Origin of the sequence: Flavobacterium panici, from assembly GCF_903819335.1 — a bacterium.
Lineage (GTDB): Bacteria > Bacteroidota > Bacteroidia > Flavobacteriales > Flavobacteriaceae > Flavobacterium > Flavobacterium panici.
The window spans coordinates 1-16,325 of the sequence record NZ_CAIJDE010000052.1; the positions used below are offsets into that span (position 1 = coordinate 1).

Annotated in this window: 15 protein-coding genes and 1 rRNA gene; 8 read left to right on the forward strand and 8 right to left on the reverse strand. The window is 33.3% G+C overall.

The window, feature by feature from the left end; translation table 11 throughout:
* Both rrf and pafA read left to right on the forward strand, forming a co-directional pair.
* Positions 1-80 (forward strand): 5S ribosomal RNA (gene rrf, locus FLAPXU55_RS17145); the annotation flags it as partial.
* 178 nt (positions 81-258) lie between these two features.
* A complete protein-coding gene (gene pafA, locus FLAPXU55_RS17150) occupies positions 259-1,878 on the forward strand; it encodes an alkaline phosphatase PafA (RefSeq protein WP_180859705.1) in 1,620 nt (539 codons plus the stop codon).
* Positions 1,879-1,995: 117 nt separating this feature from the next.
* Here the strand turns inward: pafA and ald are convergent, their stop codons facing one another.
* The gene (gene ald, locus FLAPXU55_RS17155) at positions 1,996-3,114 is read right to left on the reverse strand and encodes an alanine dehydrogenase (RefSeq protein ID WP_053474074.1); all 1,119 of its coding nucleotides are present in this window, start codon (positions 3,112-3,114) and stop codon (positions 1,996-1,998) included.
* A 200-nt stretch (positions 3,115-3,314) separates the two neighbouring features.
* Between ald and FLAPXU55_RS17160 the strand changes: the two genes are divergently transcribed.
* On the forward strand, positions 3,315-3,773 hold the full coding sequence (locus FLAPXU55_RS17160; protein WP_053474073.1) for an Lrp/AsnC family transcriptional regulator: 459 nt from the start codon (positions 3,315-3,317) through the stop codon (positions 3,771-3,773).
* Between the two features lie 56 nt (positions 3,774-3,829).
* Here the strand turns inward: FLAPXU55_RS17160 and FLAPXU55_RS17165 are convergent, their stop codons facing one another.
* Together FLAPXU55_RS17165 and FLAPXU55_RS17170 are read right to left on the reverse strand one after the other, a co-directional pair.
* On the reverse strand, positions 3,830-5,278 hold the full coding sequence (locus FLAPXU55_RS17165; protein WP_180859707.1) for a glyceraldehyde-3-phosphate dehydrogenase: 1,449 nt from the start codon (positions 5,276-5,278) through the stop codon (positions 3,830-3,832).
* 210 nt (positions 5,279-5,488) lie between these two features.
* Positions 5,489-6,889 carry a trypsin-like peptidase domain-containing protein gene (locus FLAPXU55_RS17170; RefSeq protein WP_180859709.1) on the reverse strand — a complete coding sequence of 467 codons (1,401 nt, stop codon included), beginning with the start codon at positions 6,887-6,889 and terminating at the stop codon, positions 5,489-5,491.
* 172 nt (positions 6,890-7,061) lie between these two features.
* Here FLAPXU55_RS17170 and dapF point away from each other — a divergent pair, with 172 nt between their 5' ends.
* The 5 genes from dapF (at position 7,062) to FLAPXU55_RS17195 (ending at position 11,179) form a co-directional block, all read left to right on the forward strand.
* Positions 7,062-7,844, forward strand: a complete 783-nt coding sequence (gene dapF / locus FLAPXU55_RS17175; RefSeq protein WP_180859711.1) for a diaminopimelate epimerase — start codon at positions 7,062-7,064, stop codon at positions 7,842-7,844.
* Between the two features lie 86 nt (positions 7,845-7,930).
* Positions 7,931-8,464 carry a GNAT family N-acetyltransferase gene (locus tag FLAPXU55_RS17180; protein WP_073484255.1) on the forward strand — a complete coding sequence of 178 codons (534 nt, stop codon included), beginning with the start codon at positions 7,931-7,933 and terminating at the stop codon, positions 8,462-8,464.
* 10 nt (positions 8,465-8,474) lie between these two features.
* Positions 8,475-9,515 (forward strand): endolytic transglycosylase MltG, encoded by a 1,041-nt coding sequence (mltG, locus tag FLAPXU55_RS17185; protein ID WP_180859713.1) that lies wholly within the window; start codon positions 8,475-8,477, stop codon positions 9,513-9,515.
* 2 nt (positions 9,516-9,517) lie between these two features.
* A complete protein-coding gene (locus FLAPXU55_RS17190; RefSeq protein WP_180859714.1) occupies positions 9,518-10,435 on the forward strand; it encodes a DUF2279 domain-containing protein in 918 nt (305 codons plus the stop codon).
* A 99-nt stretch (positions 10,436-10,534) separates the two neighbouring features.
* Positions 10,535-11,179 (forward strand): hypothetical protein, encoded by a 645-nt coding sequence (locus FLAPXU55_RS17195; protein ID WP_053474066.1) that lies wholly within the window; start codon positions 10,535-10,537, stop codon positions 11,177-11,179.
* A gap of 50 nt (positions 11,180-11,229) precedes the next feature.
* Here FLAPXU55_RS17195 and scpA read toward each other — a convergent pair whose 3' ends face one another.
* The 5 genes from scpA to udk all read right to left on the reverse strand — a co-directional run bounded on the left by scpA (position 11,230) and on the right by udk (position 16,120).
* Positions 11,230-13,368, reverse strand: coding sequence for a methylmalonyl-CoA mutase (scpA, locus tag FLAPXU55_RS17200; RefSeq protein ID WP_180859716.1), 2,139 nt, complete (start codon positions 13,366-13,368; stop codon positions 11,230-11,232).
* A 12-nt stretch (positions 13,369-13,380) separates the two neighbouring features.
* Positions 13,381-13,554, reverse strand: a complete 174-nt coding sequence (locus tag FLAPXU55_RS17205) for a hypothetical protein (protein ID WP_180859719.1) — start codon at positions 13,552-13,554, stop codon at positions 13,381-13,383.
* 37 nt (positions 13,555-13,591) lie between these two features.
* Positions 13,592-14,953 (reverse strand): methylmalonyl-CoA mutase subunit beta, encoded by a 1,362-nt coding sequence (locus tag FLAPXU55_RS17210; RefSeq protein WP_180859721.1) that lies wholly within the window; start codon positions 14,951-14,953, stop codon positions 13,592-13,594.
* A gap of 16 nt (positions 14,954-14,969) precedes the next feature.
* Positions 14,970-15,302 carry an FtsB family cell division protein gene (locus tag FLAPXU55_RS17215; protein WP_180859723.1) on the reverse strand — a complete coding sequence of 111 codons (333 nt, stop codon included), beginning with the start codon at positions 15,300-15,302 and terminating at the stop codon, positions 14,970-14,972.
* Positions 15,303-15,511: 209 nt separating this feature from the next.
* Complete coding sequence (gene udk / locus FLAPXU55_RS17220; RefSeq protein WP_053474061.1) at positions 15,512-16,120, reverse strand: uridine kinase; 609 nt, start codon at positions 16,118-16,120, stop codon at positions 15,512-15,514.
* Positions 16,121-16,325 lie beyond the last annotated feature (205 nt).

Consider the following 16,325-nt stretch of genomic DNA (forward strand, 5'->3'; position numbering starts at 1 on the left):
TTCCCATCCCGAACAGAGTAGTTAAGCCCGCCTGCGCAGATGGTACTGCAGTATTGTGGGAGAGTATGTCGTCGCCTTTCTTTTGAAAAACCCTATCCAATCCGGATAGGGTTTTTTGTTTTGTAGATGTTTCCTAAATGTGGCTTAGATTACAAAACTAAACTGTTAAATTATAGTCAATTGTTTGTTTTTCATCATTCATACTTTAGAAGTTTTAAATAGGATTGAGTATTTTTGTGTATAAATTATTTATTAAACATGAAGAAAAGTATTTTACTGTTGACACTGTTTGTTATTACAAATTTAAGTGCGCAACAACGTCCCAAATTAGTTGTAGGTATTGTAGTTGATCAAATGAAAATGGAATATTTATATCGATTTTCAGATGATTTTTCCCCAAATGGTTTTAAGAGATTAATGAATGATGGATTTGTTTTCCAGAATATGCATTATAATTATATGCCAACTTACACTGCGCCAGGACACGCTTCTATATATACTGGCACAACACCTGCTACACACGGAATTGTTGGTAACGAATGGTTTAGCAGAACTCTTGGTAAAGATATGTACTGTACAGACGATGCTGGTGTAAAAACTGTTGGAGACGGAACTGCGGAAGAAGGTGCAATGTCTCCTAAAAATCTTCAAAGTACTACAATTACTGACGAAGTTCGTATGGCTACCAATTTTAATGGGAAAGTTATCGGAATGAGTCTTAAAGACCGTGGTGCAATTCTTCCTGCTGGACATTTTGCAAATTGGGCATTTTGGTACAGTAAAACCGGATCGTTTATTTCTAGTACTTTTTACGGAGAAAAATTACCAGAATGGGTGTTAGAATTCAATAACGAAAAAAATTACCTAAAATACATTAATAAAGGTTGGGATTTATACAAACCAGCTTCTGTATACAATGAAAGTCTTCCTGACAATAATCCTTATGAAGGTAAATTATATGGAAGTGCAGCTCCAGTTTTTCCGTATGATTTAAAATCAATGTATGAGAAAAATGACGCAGGAGTAATTCGTGCAACTCCATATGGAAACGATTTACTTGCTGATTTTGCTAAAAGAGCGATCGAAAAAGAAAATCTTGGAAAAGATAATATTACAGACTTCTTAACAGTTAGCTTTTCTTCTACAGATTATGTTGGTCATTTGCTTGGGCCAAGATCTATGGAACTTCAGGATACTTATTTAAGATTAGATCAAACGATTGCTGATTTTTTAGCTTATTTGGATAAAACAGTTGGAAAAGGAAACTATTTACTTTTCTTAACTGCAGACCATGCAGGTGCTGAGAATGTAATTTACTTAAAAGACCTAAAGTATAATGTAGACAATTATCCTTCAAAAGATGTTAAGAAAAGTATGCAGGACTTCTCAACACAAACTTTCGGAGTTGATTTAATTTTAAACTACTCAAATTTCAATGTTTTCTTCAATAGACAAATTATAAAAGAAAAAGGATTAGAATTAGCAAAAGTTAAACAAGCTTTTAAAGAGTTTTTAATTTCTCAGCCACAAGTTAAAAAAGTATATACTGAAGAAGAAATTTTAGCCAATGCCGGAAACGAATATTCTCTGAATTTTGTAGCAAAAGGTTACGACGTAACTCAAAATGGAGATCTTGTTATTGTTGACAAGCCTGGAGATATCGAATATGCAACTACCGGAACTTCACATGGTACAATATACAGTTATGATACTCATGTACCAGCCATTTTTTATGGATGGCATATTAAAAAAGGAGAATCTTACGATAAAAAAGCAATTACGGAGATAGCGCCAACAATTGCACAAAAAATTAAAGTTACTTTCCCTAATGGAACTGAAGCAAAAGTATTGCAGGAAGTTTTAGATGAAAAGAAATAAAGTATAAAAAATAAAAACCTGTCTGGAAAGACAGGTTTTTTTATGGCATAAAAAAGGCTTTTCATTACGAAAAGCCTTTTACTTTATTGCTTAGTAAGCACTTATTTAATATTGGCACTATGCGTTTGCCAATACTAATTCTTCATTAAAAGGAAGGTTCCATGCTTCAGCAACTCCTTTGTAAAGGATTTTTCCGTTAGCAATATTTAAACCTTTTTTCAATTCTTCGTTTTCTGCACAAGCTTTTTCCCATCCTTTGTTTGCTAATTGTACTGCATAAGGCAAAGTAGCATTTGTCAAAGCTAAAGTAGATGTATAAGGAACAGCTCCTGGCATATTAGCTACACAATAGTGTACGATATCGTCAATAATAAAAGTTGGATTTTCGTGAGTTGTAGGAGTACAAGTTTCAATACATCCACCTTGGTCAACAGCAACGTCAACTACAACAGTTCCCGGACGCATTAATTTAAGCATATCACGTGTAATTAAGTGAGGTGCTTTTGCTCCTGGAATTAAAACTGCACCAACAATTAAGTCAGCATCTTTAATTGCTCTGGTAATATTATAATGGTTAGACATTTCTGTATTAACGTTTGCTGGCATAATGTCATCTAATTGACGTAAACGTGGCAAACTTAAATCCATAATAGTAACCTGTGCTCCTAAACCAGCAGCCATTTTTGCTGCTTGAGTTCCAACAATTCCTCCACCTAAAACTAATACTTTTGCTGGTGGAACACCTGGGACACCACCTAAAAGAATTCCTCTTCCTTTTAATGGTTTTTCAAGGTATTTTGCTCCTTGTTGAATAGCCATACGACCTGCAACTTCAGACATTGGAACTAATAATGGTAAGCTGCGGTCTGTTTTTTCAACGGTTTCATAAGCTAAACAAACTGCACCTTTTTCAAGCATTGCATGAGTTAATGGCTCTGATGAAGCAAAGTGGAAATAGGTAAATAATAATTGATCTTTTTTGATTAATGGGTATTCAGATGCAATTGGTTCTTTAACTTTGATGATCATTTCTGCAATTGCATAAACTTCTTCAATAGTTGGTAAAACTACAGCACCAGCCTGCGCATATTCTTCATCCGCAAAACCACTACCTAAACCAGCAGTAGCTTGTACATAAACTGTATGTCCATGCTTTTTCATTTCAGAAACACCAGCAGGAGTTAAAGCAACTCTGTTCTCGTTGTTTTTTATTTCTTTTGGAACACCTATTATCATTTGATATATTTTTTTGTTTTTTATTGAATTTGTTTTACAAAGCTACAGAGAGAGAATAAATTATGGTTTACCGATTAATAAATAAGAAAATATTATTTTATTTTTTACTTTTACAGAAAATTATTCTGTTTTGACCCGTAATTTATTCTTCAAAAAGAAAAAAAAACTAAAAAATACTACTCTAATAAAACGTTTTCGTTATGGCTTTAGATGAAATTGACAAAAAAATCTTACGTCTTTTACAGGAAGATGCGCACTATACTTTAAAAGACATCGCAAACAAAATAAATTTGTCTTTAACTCCGGTTCACGATCGGGTGAAACGTCTTGAAAAAGATGGGATTATAGAAAAATACGTTACTATTTTAGACAAGAAAAAACTCGGAAATAATTTAACCGTTTACTGCCAGGTTACGCTTACTAAACAGACTTATGATACCTCTGAAGGATTTAATCAGTCCATTTTAAATTTGCCTGAGGTTGTAGAGTGTAATTACGTTTCGGGAAACTTTGATTATATGCTTAAAATTATAATTCCGGATATGGAAAGCTATCATCACTTTCATCAAAAAAAATTATCTGTGCTGCCAGAAGTTTCACTTATAAATACCGTCTTTGTTATATCAGAAGTAAAAAGTACAACTGTCTTACCTATTTAATAAAAAACAAAAACCACCAAGTAAACTTGATGGTTTAAGTAAGTAGTTAGATTGAATTAATAATAAGTATAACGTCTTACCTTGGCAATATATTTTGCAAGACGAATAACTTGATGACTATAACCGTATTCATTATCGTACCAAATATAGAGTACAATGTTCTTCCCGTCCTTTGAAACAATAGTTGCATTACTGTCATAAATTGAAGGAGCAGAAGTTCCCACAATATCAGATGAAACCAATTCATTATTCAGTGAATATTTAATTTGCTCTACGAGTTCTCCTTCAAGAGCATATTTTTTCATGATTTTATTGATGGCCGTAATCGACGTTGCTTTTTTAACCTCTAAATTTAAAACTACCAAAGAACCGTTAGGAACAGGAACCCGAATAGCATTTGAAGTTAATTTCCCTTCTAAAGAGGGCAAAGCTTTTGAAACAGCATTTCCTGCACCAGTTTCAGTAATAACCATATTTAAAGCAGCAGCTCTTCCGCGACGGTATTTTCTATGCATATTATCAACCAAATTCTGATCGTTGGTATAAGAATGAATAGTTTCTAAATGTCCTTTTACAACACCTAAAGTATCTTCAATAACTTTTAAAACCGGCGTAATAGCATTTGTTGTGCAGGATGCCGCAGAGAAAATATTATTTTCATCTGGATTATAATCATTATGATTTACTCCGTGCACAATATTTGGAACACCTTTTCCCGGAGCAGTCAATAAAACTTTATGAACCCCATTTGATGTTAAATGTCTTTTTAAGGCTTCTTCGGTTGTAAAGGCTCCCGTATTATCAATTACCAAAGCATCATTAATTTCATATTCGGTATAATCAATTTCTTCTGGAGAATTTGCTGAAATAATATGAACAGTAGTTCCATTAATTATTAGTGCATTATTTTTAGCATCAGCAATTACAGAACCTTGAAAATCTCCGTGAATAGAATCATAACGCAATAAAGATGCACGTTTCTCTAAAGTTACAGCATCATTTTTATCTCGTGTCACAATCGCTCTCAAACGCAATTGATTTCCTTTTCCGGTTTTAGACATTAATTCTCTGGCTAATAAACGTCCAATTCTTCCAAAACCATAAAGAACAACATCTTTGGGCTGAATTTCTTGTGAAGATTTTGATTTTTTTAATTTTTCAATCACAAAATATCTTGCGTCCGGATATTTCTCATCTTCTAAATGATATTCGTAAGTTAATTTTCCAAGATCTATTTTCGCAGGCGGAAGATCTAAAGACAAAACAACTTTTGCGATTTCGACTGAATCGAAAATGGTGATAGGTTTCCCCACAAATTCACCGGCATATTGATGAAGATTGATAATATCGCTGACATTTTTATCCAATAATTGGTTTTTAAATAAAACCATTTCTATGGATTTGTCATACCACAAATCACTTATCACTTTAATTAATTCGACACCAGCTCTTCTTCGGTCGACTTGTAATGATACCTCTTTTTGGTACAAAGAATTTTTGCTCATAATTGATTAAATTGAAATAATAAAACACTCACTTATTTTATAATTTTGCGCAAAAGTATCTATTTCAATCGATTTCGTAAACTATTTTAGGATTTATTTTTCAAAATAAAAAAGCCACCTTAATTTCTTAAGATGGCTTTTTTTAAAGTTTTCAGTCGCAGTCTCAGTTTACAGTTTTAAAGAACTGAATACTGTGACTGTAAACCGACACTAAATAATAATTCTAAATATTTCTCCGTTTTTATTGATCATTTCGATACGTATACTTTGTCCTTCGTCTTTTTTATTTAAAAGTTTAGAAACAGTTTCAACATTTGTTGCTTTTACGTTATCGATGCTCAAAATAATATTTCCCTGTAATTCATTTTGATACTGCATTAAATTCTCATTGGTGATGTTTTTGATTTTTACACCATAATCAATTTTGAATTTCTTTTTATCAGCAGCATCAATATTTTCTAATTCTATTCCTTTAAATTCAGTACTGAAAAATTCGTTTTTGCTTAAAGTAACTGGAACAGTTTTAGTTTTTCCATCTTTAATATAAGTTACTTTTACAACGTCATTTGGGCGTTTTGTATTGATGTAACCTGAAAGATCAGCAAAAGTCGAAATGTTTTGCTCGTCCAGTTTTACAATAATATCACCTTTAGTAAGACCTGCTTTTTCGGCACCAGAATTTTTAGAAACTTTATTAATATAGAAACCTTGCGTTTCAGTAATTCCTAATTCTTTTGAAGCTGTACTGTTTAATTCACCGCCTTCAACACCCAGGATTCCTCTTTGAACATTTCCATATTCCATAATATCCTCAATAATTTTTCGAGCGATATTTGACGGAACGGCAAAAGAATATCCAACATACGATCCTGTCATAGATGAAATCATAGTATTAATTCCAATTAATTCACCTCTTGTATTAACTAATGCACCACCAGAATTCCCCGGATTTACAGCCGCATCAGTTTGAATGAAAGATTGAATACCGCTTTGGTCTAAATTTCTGGCTTTCGCCGAAACAATTCCGGCAGTAACAGTCGAAGTTAAATTGTATGGATTACCAACTGCCAAAACCCATTCTCCAATTTTTACAGAATCAGAGTTTGCAAAAGCAGTATAAGGTAATTTTTCATCAGCACTTATTTTTAATAATGCGATGTCCATTTTAGAATCTGTACCAACTAATTTTGCTTTGTACGATTTTTTATTGTTCAAAGTAATTTCAATTTCAGATGCATCTTTAATAACGTGATTGTTTGTCACGATATATCCATCTTCAGAAATAATAACACCAGATCCGGTTCCTACTTGTTCTTGCTGCTGTTGTCCGCCATAACCGTAGAAAAATTCCATCATAGGGTTACTGACTGTTCTTCTCGAAACATTTTTTACGTGAACAACCGTGTGAATTGTTTTATCTGCAGCTTCAGTAAAATCAACTGCTTCTCCGGGTAATCCAACGGTTCTTCCGTATGAATTAGGAGCCAGGGTAACAACAGAGTTTCCTTTTCCAAAAAAAGAATCACTGCCGTCAAATAATAACTTATAAGCACCAAGCGTAGTAGCTCCGCTTAGTAGTGAAACTAAAAATAAGGTTGAAAATCTTTTCATATTGCATTTATGTTTTTGAGTTATTTAGGGATTTGTTTTTAACATTTATAACGTAAAATTATGCCAAAAAATTATTTGAAAAAATGGTTTAACTCTCTTTAACATTGATTAACATTTCATTAATTAATCTTCATAGATTCTTCGTACTTTTGTATTTCTTAATGAATAAAAAATGCAAGTAGAATTTTATAAATATCAAGGTACAGGCAACGATTTTGTAATGATCGACAACAGATCTAATTTCTTCCCAAAAGAAGATGTAAAGTTGATTGAACGCTTGTGCGACAGACGTTTCGGAATTGGAGCTGACGGCCTAATTTTGTTAGAAAATGACTCTGAAACTGACTTTAGAATGGTTTACTATAATTCAGACGGAAACCAAAGTTCAATGTGTGGCAATGGCGGACGCTGTCTGGTAGCTTTTGCAAATCAGTTAGGAGTTATCGACAATAAAACTACTTTTATTGCTACAGATGGTTTACACCATGCATCAGTAGGAAATGATGCAATTGTTTCGCTTCAAATGATTGATGTTGATAAAGTGCAAAAAAATGACTCTTATACTTTTTTAGATACCGGATCTCCGCATCACGTGCAGATTGTTGACGATTTAGAACATTATAATGTAAAAGAAAACGGAGCAGCCATTCGTTACGGAGATTTATACGGAGAAAAAGGAAGCAATGTTAATTTCGTAAAAAAAGTTGATAATGATACTTTCTCTCTTCGAACTTATGAAAGAGGAGTGGAAGACGAAACTTTAGCCTGCGGAACCGGAGCAACAGCAGTTGCAATCGCTATGAATGCAATAGGACAAACAGATAAAACTTCAATCAACTTAAATGTTGAAGGAGGGAAATTAGTTGTTTCCTTCGATAAATTAGGAGATCATTTCACCAATGTTTTTCTAACCGGCCCAGCGAAATTTGTTTTCAAAGGAACTATAGAAATTTAAAATTCCAAATTTTAAAAAAACAAATTCCAAATCCGAAATTGACAATCAGCAATCTAAAATCAAAAATCTAAAATCTGCAATCTAAAATGATCACACTCAAAGGCGAAACCATTTATCTGCGTGCACTTGAACCTGAAGATTTAGGGTTTGTGCATTCGATGGAAAATGATCAAAGCATTTGGGAAGTCAGCAATACCAATACGCCATATAGTCGGTTTTTGATTCGTCAATATCTTGAAAATGCACAACAGGATATTTATGAAGCCAAACAATTACGCTTGGCAATTTGTCAGGACGAAGATTTTCCGGCGATTGGATTGATCGATTTATTTGAATTTGATCCAAGAAATAACAGGGCAGGAGTTGGTATTGTCATTCAAAAAAATAAAAACAGAAGACAAAATATTGGTTCTGAGGCATTAGAACTTCTAATTAAATATTCTTTTTTTAATTTAAATCTGCATCAGCTTTACGCAAATATTAGTACAAATAATGAAGCAAGTATAGCTCTTTTTACTAAATTTGGTTTTGAGAAAATAGGAATTAAAAAAGACTGGATTTTGCTAAATAACCACTATCAAGACGAAGCAATCTTTCAGTTAATCAATAAAAACATTTAAACTAATAGCTTTGAAATTAAAAAAAATAATCACTCTAGCTGCCGTAGCCGTAATTTCTGTCCTACTGATTTACGGTTTTATTTTAATCAGCCAAATTTTTAGTGCCAATACAAAATTTGAAGAAAAAGAAGTTTACGTTCACGTTCCAACCGGGGCAAATTATACTGATGTAAAAAAAATATTAGAACCATATATCAAAAACTTTGACAATTTTGAACTGGTTGCCAGTAAAAGAAGTTATCCTGAAAATGTAAAATCAGGACGTTTTCTTTTGAAAAAAGATATGAATAACATTGATTTAGTTCGTGCAATGCGTTCAAATGTTCCGGTTAAATTAGCTTTTAACAATCAGGAGCGTCTGGAGAACTTTGCAGGAAGAGTTGGTTCTGAAATTGAAGCAGACAGTTTATCTTTATTGAAAGCTTTTAGAGATCCTAAATTTTTATCAGACAACGGATTTAATGAAGAAAATGTTTTCGCTATGTTTATTCCAAATACATACGAAGTATATTGGAACACATCTGCAGAAAAATTCCGTGATAAAATGATCAAGGAATATCATAATTTTTGGACAGATAAAAGAATTGAAGAAGCAAAAAAACAAGGTCTAACTCCGGTTCAGGTTTCTATTTTGGCTTCTATTGTTCACAAAGAATCAGTTAAAAAAGACGAAAGACCTCGTATTGCAGGTGTTTACTTAAACCGCTTGCGTTTAGAAATGCCATTACAAGCAGATCCAACCGTTATTTATGCTTTAAAATTAAGAGACAATAATTTTGATCAGGTTATAAAACGAGTTTTTTATAATGATTTGGTTATGAAATCGCCATATAATACTTACGTTAATATTGGTCTTCCTCCCGGACCAATTGCTATGGCAGATATTACGGCACTTGAAGCGGTTTTAAATCCGGAGAAAAACGATTACATTTATTTTTGTGCAAGCGTTGATCGTTTTGGCTACCATGAATTTGCTTCAAATTATGCAGAGCACACAAAAAATGCAAAAAAATATTCAGACTGGATTGCTAGTCAAGGCGTAACAAGATAGTTTTGAATTTAAAAGAATACCTTTTATTATCGGTTTTATTTATATTAAGCTTTCAATCTTTTTCTCAAAGTAAGATTGAAAGCTTTTTAACTCCTTCTGATACCTTAAATAAAAAAAGACAAAACACAGTAATAGTAACTGAAACCGCTTTGGCTTCGGCTACTTTATTGGGTTTAAATCAAATTTGGTATGCCGATTATCCAAGATCAAAGTTTCATTTTATAAATGATAACAATGAATGGCTTCAAATGGATAAAGTGGGACATATGTATTCTGCTTATCATTTAGGAAGATTTGGTGCTGAAATGCTGAACTGGAGTGGTGCAGATCAAAAAAAGCAATTGATATACGGTGCAGGTTTGGGTTTTGCCTTTTTAACTGCGGTTGAAGTTTTAGACGGATATTCATCAGAATGGGGAGCTTCTCCGGGCGATATTATTGCGAATGCTACCGGAACAGGTTTGTATGTTTCCCAAGAATTATTGTGGAAAGAACAGCGTATCATTCCAAAATTTTCATTTCATACAACGCAATATGCGAGTATGCGGCCTAATCTTTTAGGGAAATCATTAAATGAGCAGATTTTAAAAGATTATAACGGACAAACTTATTGGCTTTCTGTCAATGTTCATTCTTTTGCAAAAGAGAGTAAAATTCCAAAGTGGCTGAATGTTGCTTTTGGATATGGAGCCGAAGGGATGATTTCCGGAAATGTTCACGACGATATTCCAATTTCGGTCGAAAACCCAGAAAGATACCGTCAGTTTTTTCTTTCATTTGATGTGAATTTAGCTAAAATTGACACAAAATCGCATTTTTTGAAAACTATTTTTTCTGTTTTTAATACGATAAAAATTCCGGCGCCAACTCTCGAATACTCCGCCAATAAAGGCTTTAAAGCACATGCGCTCTATTTTTAATTTCTGTTAAACTACTGAATATCAGATTTTTTTGTTTTTCATTACCTTTGCACCGTAGAAATTTCAAAAAGGTGACAGCGTTTTGAAGAAAAACAATTTATGATAAAGAAGTGGTATTTTTATGCGAGTTTAATCGTTATTATTACATTTTTGAGTTTGGGTTTTAAACCCTTTAGTGTCGAAACCAAACCGTGGTTTCTAACAGAAAAAACAGATGGATCAGAATACATTTTTCCATCTTTAGAAAAGGATGATTATCCTAAAGTAAATCTAAACGTCCCATACACTGGAAATCATCTTATCGGTTTTAAAGAAGCAGTAGCTTTCAAAGAATCTCAGGGAAAATACCGAATGGTAAATTCACTGGGTTACATGGGAAAATACCAATTTGGTTCAAAAGCATTACGCGCCATCGGAGTCAGAAATGAAAAAGACTTCTTAACAGATCCGGCATTACAAGAAAAAGCTTTTGTTGCGTTATTATCCAAAAACAAATGGATTTTACGTAATGAAATCGAAAAGTACGAAGGAAAAGTTATTAATGGTGTTGAAATTACAGAATCTGGTATTTTAGCAGCTGCACATCTAGGAGGTGCAGGATCAGTAAAAAACTTTTTTAAACATGGGGGAAACAGGCATTTTAGAGATGCTTTCGGAACTTCTTTAAAAAGTTATATGCGAGATTTTGCCGGCTATGACCTTTCTTTTATTGAAGCAGACAGTAATGCGACAATAAATGATTAAAAACTAAAAAAAATCCCGAATGATAATTCGGGATTTTTTTTTGAATATTTTTAGTCAATTAAGATTTCTAAAATTTTAATAGCCGCTTCACTTATTTTAGTTCCGGGTCCAAATACGGCTGCAGCGCCTGCATCAAATAAAAATTGATAGTCCTGTGCAGGAATTACGCCGCCAACTATTACCATAATATCTTCGCGATCATGTTTTTTAAGTTCTTCAATAACTTGCGGAACCAATGTTTTATGTCCCGCAGCAAGCGATGAAACGCCTAAAATATGAACATCATTTTCTACAGCTTGTTTTGCTGCTTCTGCCGGAGTTTGAAATAACGGGCCTATATCCACATCAAAACCTACATCGGCATAACCGGTTGCTACTACTTTTGCCCCGCGATCATGACCGTCTTGTCCCATTTTGGCAATCATAATTCTTGGGCGTCGTCCTTCTTGTTTTGCAAAAGCATCTGCTAACTGTTTTGCTTTTTCAAAATTCTCGTCATTTTTTATTGCTGCACTATACACACCGCTAAATGATTTAATTTGCGCTTTAAACCTACCGAAAATAGTTTCAAGAGCATCACTTATTTCGCCTAATGTTGCTCTGTTTCTGGCAGCTTCAACGGCAATTTCTAATAAGTTTCCTTCTCCGGTTTTAGCACAATGAATTAATTTTTCCAGTGATTGATTTACTTTTTCAGTATCTCTTTTTGCTTTAATATCTTCAAGCTGTTCAATTTGCTGTTTACGAACCATTTGGTTGTCAACATCTAAAATATGCAGCGGATCTTCTTTTTCTAATCTAAATTTATTTACACCAACAATAATATCCTGTCCGCTGTCAATTCTGGCTTGTTTTCTAGCAGCTGCTTCTTCAATTCGAAGTTTCGGAATTCCGGCTTCAATCGCTTTTGTCATGCCGCCCAGTTCTTCAACCTCTTCAATTAATTTCCAGGTACTTTCTAAAATCTCATTCGTCAAAGATTCCACATAATAACTACCGCCCCAAGGGTCAACGGTTTTGGTAATTTTCGTTTCTTCCTGTAAATAAATCTGTGTATTTCGTGCAATTCTCGCCGAAAAATCAGTTGGCAAAGCAATTGCTTCATCGAGTGCGTTGGTATGCAAAGACTGTGTTCCGCCAAATGCTGCAGCAGTAGCTTCAATACAAGTTCTGGCTACATTGTTAAACGGATCCTGTTCTGTTAAACTCCAGCCGCTGGTTTGGCAATGTGTTCTTAATGCTAATGATTTATCGCTTTTCGGATTAAACTGCTGTAATAGTTTTGCCCAAATCATTCGGCCGGCTCTCATTTTTGCAATTTCCATAAAATGATTCATTCCAATTGCCCAAAAGAAAGAAAGGCGTGGAGCAAATTCATCAATCGTCATTCCGGTCGATAATCCAGTTCGAATATATTCTAAACCATCTGCTAAAGTATAAGCTAATTCAATATCAGCTGTTGCTCCGGCTTCCTGCATATGATATCCTGAAATTGAGATAGAATTAAACTTCGGCATTTTTTTGCTCGTAAATTCAAATATATCGGCAATAATTTTCATCGAAGGCGTTGGCGGATAAATATAGGTATTACGTACCATGAATTCCTTCAAAATATCATTCTGAATTGTTCCTGAAAGTTTATTCAATTCAACACCTTGCTCTTCGGCAGCCACAATATAAAATGCCATAATGGGTAAAACAGCTCCATTCATAGTCATGGAAACGGACATTTCGTCAAGCGGAATCTGATCGAATAATACTTTCATATCTTCAACAGAATCAATGGCAACTCCGGCTTTTCCAACATCGCCAACAACTCTTTCATGATCTGAGTCGTAACCGCGGTGCGTTGGTAAATCAAAAGCGATGGAAAGTCCTTTTTGACCTGCGGCAAGATTTCGTCTGTAAAAAGCATTACTTTCTTCTGCAGTCGAAAATCCGGCGTATTGGCGAATTGTCCACGGACGACGAACATACATTGTAGCGTAAGGTCCGCGTAAATTGGGCGTAAAGCCAGCTCCGAAATCCAGAAACTCTAAATCCTCTATATCTTTTTCAGAATAGCTTTTTTTAAGTTCAATGCCTTCAGCTGTGGTGAAGTTTTGAGTTATGAGTTTTGAGTTTTGAGTTTGTTCACTTAACTCATGACTTTTAACTTCTAACTTTATATGTTTAAGGTCTTTTCTCAATTGTAAAAATTGTTATTTAAATAGGTTTAAATCACTTTCAATTTCTTTTAAAAAATCATCAATATCATTCGCATTATTTGGATTCTTTAAATAGTTTTCTGTTCTTTTTCTTACCTCATTAATTTGCCACTTTGGAATTTCAGATTCGCCATTTTCAGCTGATATTATTTTTATAAGTTTTTCCATAATATTTAGGCTTATATTCAATTAATTGAAGTTAATTTTACTCAAGCTCAAGTCTTTCCTGTTCCAGCTTTTCAGCTAATCTTTTTTCTATAATAGGTGTAATTAACGTTTTTCTGGGTTTGATTTTTACAAAAGGAAACAATTCTAAATCATGTTTCATTCTGTCTTCTTTGTTTGGATATTTATTAGTGCCTAATAAAACTTCTTTTTTAGAATCGAATAATTCCTGTTCTTTAGCGGCACTTTCCTGAATTTTCTTTTTTATCGTTCCGTCGTTTAAAAGTTTAAGGAAACCTCCGTCAGCTTCAATATCTTTAAATAAGTTTAAACTTTTTTCTGCCAATTGCATCGTTAAACTTTCAATGTAATAACTTCCATCGGCAGGATTATCGACTTTGTCAAAATAACTTTCGTGTTTTAAAACTAAAAGCTGATTTCGTGCAATTCTATCTCCAAATTCGTTGTCCTTGTGATATAAAGCATCGTAAGGTAAATTCGCAACAGCATCGGCTCCGCCTAAAATTGCAGACATACATTCGGTTGTGGTACGAAGCATATTGACATTATAATCGTAAATAGTTTTATTTCGTTTGGTTGGCGTAACTAAAAAATGACAATCTAAATCAGGATTGTATTCTGCAGCAATTAATTTGAAAAGCATTCGTAAAGCACGAAGTTTTGCAATTTCAAAAAAGTAATTAGTTCCAACAGCTATTTCAAAAACGATTGGTTTTGTTGAAGTTGAGAAACGGTTTAAATATTCATTAGCATGTGCTAAACTGTAGGCAATTTGCTGGGTGATATTAGCTCCTGAATTTTGATACAAACCTAAATCTACACTAAGAAATGGAAGTTTGGTTTGGTTTGAAATTTTTTCAAGCGTTTCAAAATTATTTTTATCCGATGTTGTAAACCAGTTTCCGTCGCGTGCTAATTGTCCAATTGGATCAAGATTGCAATAAAAAGTTGCGCTTTTTTGCGTAGAAATAGCGTCCAGTTTTTTTACGAAATCGATTGAGAGAAAACTCAAATGAAAATAAACAGTTCTATTTTCTAAAGGAAGATTTTCTAATAATTTTTGAATGTCGGTATTTTCGTTCTGGATCGTAAAACGTAAACTTTCGGCACCTCTTTCAATCGTATTTATTGCTCTGCTGATAGATTTTTCAACATCATGAACAAATATGTTTTGACAGATTTTAAATTCTGAAGCCTGAGTGTGAACAGCAGCACTTTTGGTAAATTCGTCGCTGTGATAAAAAGGTTTTACCTGAATATCTTCTGGAGAATTCCAAATTACGGTTTGGTTATAATCGGCTCCATCTAATTCAAACTGAATTTTTTGTTTCCATTGTTTGGATGAAATCGGATTAAAATCGTCGAATAGGTTAGTGGCCATTTAGTGTTTTTTGTGTTTATTCTTTATCTTGAATGGTATCTCCTTCAAACTGGATAATGTAAATATCTTCGCTGTCTTTTTTCATAAAGTACTTTTCGCGAGCATATTTTTCTATTTGTTCAGGATTTTTAAGTTGTTTGATCTGTTCCTGATCTTTCCTTATTTCTTCCTGATAATATTTTTTATTGTCTTGTAATTCATTAATCTGCCCGTCTAAAAAGCGATGATCAAAATAGGAGTAATTATCTAAAAACAACATCCAGATCACAAAAAACAGCAAAACCCAGACGTATTTATTGCCTAGATATTTGAACCATTTTTTGTCTTTATATGGATTTTTTATTTTCATTTTTTATAAACCTGTTATTTCTTTTGAATTTGATTGGTCTTTTTAGCCCCGATTACTTCACCTGGTTAATATTTTTTATTTGTGTTCAGTGAACTTCGTTTGAGCCGGTATCCTTTTTATGGTTTCGTTTCTTTAACGATACCATAAAAAGATAAAGGCGAAAGCGGGAAACAGCTCCTAACTTTTATGGTTTAAATTTACGATAAAAATTATGAAATTCTCTGATTAATTACAGCGCGAACTACATCAATTGCTACCGTATTGTATTTATCATTTGGGATAATAATATCTGCAAATGCTTTTGAAGGCTCGATAAATTGCTCATGCATAGGTTTTAACGTGTTTTGATAACGGTTTAAAACCTCGTCGATATCACGTCCGCGTTCTGAAATATCTCTTTTTAAACGACGAATTAATCTTTCATCAGAATCTGCATGAACGAAAATTTTGATATCAAAAAGTTCACGCAATTCCGGATTTGTCAAAATTAAAATACCTTCAACAATCATTACTTTTCTTGGATGTGTTGAAACCGTATCATCAGTTCTGTTATGCTGAATAAAAGAATAAACTGGCTGATCGATAGTTTCTCCCGCTTTTAAAGCTTTAAGATGTCTTACCAATAATTCAAAATCGATTGCACGCGGATGATCAAAATTAATTAATGCTCTTTCGTCAAATGATAAATTATCGGTTTGTTTATAGTACGAATCCTGAGAAATTACACCCACTTCAGTGTCTGGTAATTCATTCATGATTTGGTGTACTACCGTTGTTTTTCCACTTCCTGTTCCTCCTGCAATTCCAATAATGAGCATAAAATTTTTGTTTGATATTTGTTTGGCAAAAATAATAATTTAACTGAATTGCTAAACATATAATGTAATTTAACCATATAAGTGATATAAGTAAATTTAAGCAGCAAAATATTTAAGTAAAACAATACTTAACTGAACTTATATCACTTATATGGTTAAAAAACTTTACTTATATGGTGAAAAAATAAAAAATCCCGAAAGTAAA

What these genes read in the sequence shown, in the direction of transcription:
- udk (WP_053474061.1), bottom strand. Translation starts at nt 16,120, where the DNA reads ATGCTCATTATTGGAATTGCAGGAGGAACAGGAAGTGGAAAAACAACG.
- FLAPXU55_RS17215 (WP_180859723.1), bottom strand. Translation starts at nt 15,302, where the DNA reads ATGAAAATAAAAAATCCATATAAAGACAAAAAATGGTTCAAATATCTA.
- FLAPXU55_RS17195 (WP_053474066.1), top strand. Translation starts at nt 10,535, where the DNA reads ATGATAAAGAAGTGGTATTTTTATGCGAGTTTAATCGTTATTATTACA.
- FLAPXU55_RS17180 (WP_073484255.1), top strand. Translation starts at nt 7,931, where the DNA reads ATGATCACACTCAAAGGCGAAACCATTTATCTGCGTGCACTTGAACCT.
- FLAPXU55_RS17160 (WP_053474073.1), top strand. Translation starts at nt 3,315, where the DNA reads ATGGCTTTAGATGAAATTGACAAAAAAATCTTACGTCTTTTACAGGAA.
- pafA (WP_180859705.1), top strand. Translation starts at nt 259, where the DNA reads ATGAAGAAAAGTATTTTACTGTTGACACTGTTTGTTATTACAAATTTA.
- FLAPXU55_RS17170 (WP_180859709.1), bottom strand. Translation starts at nt 6,889, where the DNA reads ATGAAAAGATTTTCAACCTTATTTTTAGTTTCACTACTAAGCGGAGCT.
- FLAPXU55_RS17205 (WP_180859719.1), bottom strand. Translation starts at nt 13,554, where the DNA reads ATGGAAAAACTTATAAAAATAATATCAGCTGAAAATGGCGAATCTGAA.
- dapF (WP_180859711.1), top strand. Translation starts at nt 7,062, where the DNA reads ATGCAAGTAGAATTTTATAAATATCAAGGTACAGGCAACGATTTTGTA.
- FLAPXU55_RS17165 (WP_180859707.1), bottom strand. Translation starts at nt 5,278, where the DNA reads ATGAGCAAAAATTCTTTGTACCAAAAAGAGGTATCATTACAAGTCGAC.
- ald (WP_053474074.1), bottom strand. Translation starts at nt 3,114, where the DNA reads ATGATAATAGGTGTTCCAAAAGAAATAAAAAACAACGAGAACAGAGTT.
- FLAPXU55_RS17210 (WP_180859721.1), bottom strand. Translation starts at nt 14,953, where the DNA reads ATGGCCACTAACCTATTCGACGATTTTAATCCGATTTCATCCAAACAA.